At 71.6% G+C, this 2,810-nt stretch carries 2 protein-coding genes and 1 pseudogene; all 3 read left to right on the top strand.

Translation table 11 applies throughout. The annotated features are described in order from the left end of the window. The first annotated feature begins 184 nt into the window (after positions 1-184). Positions 185-1,474 carry a sensor histidine kinase gene (locus ACFXA3_RS40360; RefSeq protein WP_385196081.1) on the top strand — a complete coding sequence of 430 codons (1,290 nt, stop codon included), beginning with the start codon at positions 185-187 and terminating at the stop codon, positions 1,472-1,474. Between the two features lie 165 nt (positions 1,475-1,639). Then, a complete protein-coding gene (locus ACFXA3_RS40355; protein ID WP_030161942.1) occupies positions 1,640-2,299 on the top strand; it encodes a response regulator transcription factor in 660 nt (219 codons plus the stop codon). Between the two features lie 284 nt (positions 2,300-2,583). Continuing rightward, positions 2,584-2,810 (top strand): annotated as a pseudogene (locus ACFXA3_RS40350) (2-oxoglutarate ferredoxin oxidoreductase subunit alpha); the annotation flags it as partial.

Below are 2,810 nucleotides of genomic sequence, written 5' to 3'. Positions count from 1 at the left end.
CGGTGGGGGGGCGGCGGGGGGGGGGCGCGGGGGCCCGGGCCCGCCCGGGGGCGGGCCGCGGGGCGGGGGGGGAGGGGTGGGGTTATCCCCCCGGGGGAGAGGCCTACATGCCCGATGGAAGCGGGACCGGGCGGGCGGCAGGGTTGGGGTGGGTCATGGGAATGCTGAAGGGGAGGTCGGGATCATGGGTGTGGGTCGCGTGTTGCGGGCTCCGGTCGAGGGACGGACGTGGCGCGAGTTCGGGTACCTGCTGCTCGGGCTGCCGCTGAGCCTGCTGTACTTCTCGCTCGCGATCACGGGGATCACCCTCGGCGCCGGGCTGCTCGTCACCTTCCTCGGCATCCCGGTGCTCGCCGGGGTGCTCGCGATGTGCCGCGGGTTCGGACGGGTGGAGCGGGCCCGGGCGCGCGGCCTGCTCGGGGCCGACATCGCGGAGCCGGCGCCGCTGCGGGCGAGGAAGCCGGGTCCCCTCGCCGCGATGGGGGCGCTGCTGAGGAGCGGCAGCGCCTGGCGGCACGCGCTGTACGCGGTGGTCCACCTTCCGTGGGCCGTGTTCGCCTTCACCCTGGCACTGGTGTTCTGGGCGTACGGGTGGGCCTTCCTGCTGTACCCGGTGTGGTTCTGGGTCTTCCCCGCCTACACCGACATGCCGGGGCTCCAGCTGTTCCAGAACGACGACTACACCTTCTACCTCGACTCCCCCGCGGAGATCGCCCTGGCCTGCCTGGCAGGGCTGGGCTTCACGCTGGCCACGCCGTGGGTGCTGCGGGCGCTGACCACCGTCGACCGGGTCCTCGTCGGCGGGCTGCTGGGGCCGTCGCGCCTCGACGACCGGGTCACGGAGCTGGAGACCGACCGCGGGGTGGTGGTCGACACCGCCGCCGCCGACCTGCGGCGCATCGAGCGGGACCTGCACGACGGGGCGCAGGCCCGTCTGGTGGCGCTGGCCATGGACCTGGGGCTGGCGAAGGAGAAGCTCGCCGAGGACCCCGACGCCGCCGCCCGGATGGTGGACGAGGCGCACGGAGAGGTGAAGATCGCGCTCCAGGAGCTGCGCGACCTGGCCCGCGGGATCCACCCGGCGGTGCTGACGGACCGCGGTCTGGACGCGGCGCTGTCCTCGGTGGCCTCGCGGTGCACGGTGCCGGTGCGGGTGTCGGTGGACCTGCCGGAGCGGCCCGCGTCGGCGGTCGAGGGGATCGCGTACTTCACCGTCTCGGAGCTGCTCCAGAACATCAGCAAGCACTCCGCGGCCCGTACGGCGGGTGTGGACGTGTGGCGGTCCGCGGGGCGGCTGCTGATCCAGGTCACGGACGACGGGCGCGGCGGCGCGAGCACGGCGGGCCCCGGCGGGGGCACCGGGCTGGCGGGGCTCTCCGAGCGGCTGGACGCCGTGGACGGGGTGCTGGTCGTGGATTCGCCGGCCGGCGGCGGCACCACCGTCACCGCCGAACTCCCCTGGCGCTCCCGCTAGGGCGGTCGCCGCCACCGGGCCGCCCCTGGCCCGCCCCTGGTACCCGCTCCCGCTTCCACGTGATGATCGGACTCGCCTCCCCCGGCCGCTCGGGCTGGGATGCTTGGCTGGGTCAGGTACATCGGAGAACGTGGACGCGGGAGCTGCTGGATCGTGGAAGACAGGGTGCGGGTGGTCATCGCCGAGGATTCAGTGCTGCTGCGGGAGGGCCTGACCCGGTTGCTGACCGACCGGGGGCATGACGTCGTGGCCGGCGTCGGGGACGCGGAAGCCCTGATCAAGACGGTGGCGGAGCTGGCGGCCGAGGACGCGCTGCCGGACGTGGTGGTGGCCGACGTACGGATGCCGCCGACGCACACCGACGAGGGCGTACGGGCGGCGGTCCGGCTGCGGCGCGAGCATCCCGGCATAGGCGTGCTCGTGCTGTCGCAGTACGTGGAGGAGCAGTACGCCACCGAACTGCTGGCCGGATCAAGTACCGGGGTGGGGTATCTGCTCAAGGACCGGGTGGCCGACGTGCGGGAGTTCCTGGACGCCGTCGTACGCGTGGCCCGGGGCGGGACCGCCCTGGACCCGGAGGTCGTCGCCCAGCTGCTCGGCCGCAGCCGCAAGCAGGACGTACTGGCGGGGCTGACCCCGCGCGAGCGCGAGGTGCTGGGCCTGATGGCCGAGGGGCGGACGAATTCGGCCGTGGCCAAGCAGCTCGTGGTCAGCGACGGAGCGGTGGAGAAGCACGTCAGCAACATCTTCATGAAGCTCGGACTGTCCCCGAGCGACGGGGATCACCGGCGGGTTCTGGCCGTTCTGACCTACCTGCGCTCTTGATCGGAAAAGTTCTCGATCAAGACGGGGCATTGATCAAAACCTTGATCAACTGACACCCTGTCAGGTGTGGCGGTACCGCGCCTGGCCGCTGGGGGCTCGCACTATTTCTGCACGGCACGAAATCTCGGAATCTCTCGGAATCCCTTGGAATGCCAAGGGATTCTCTCGACAGACCGCCGCAGACGACGGTCCGGAATACGAGCGTCCCCCGAGAAGGCCACTCCTACCGTCGTAGGGTTGACCTTGGGAGCGGGAACGCCAAGCCTCGAAGGAGGTCCAGTTCAGTGACCAGCCAGGTCAGTAGTCCAGCCGAACAGGCCGACGGGGCCGAGGGGGCTGTAGTCGGCGAACAACGGACACCCCCGGCCCCGAGCGGCAAAGAAGTGCGCCGGCTCGACCGGGTGATCATCCGTTTCGCGGGTGACTCGGGTGACGGCATGCAGCTCACGGGTGACCGGTTCACCTCGGAGACGGCTTCCTTCGGGAACGACCTCTCCACGCTGCCGAACTT

Origin of the sequence: Streptomyces sp. NPDC059456, from assembly GCF_042750055.1 — a bacterium.
Lineage (GTDB): Bacteria > Actinomycetota > Actinomycetes > Streptomycetales > Streptomycetaceae > Streptomyces.
This window is presented reverse-complemented; position numbering and strand designations above follow the sequence as displayed.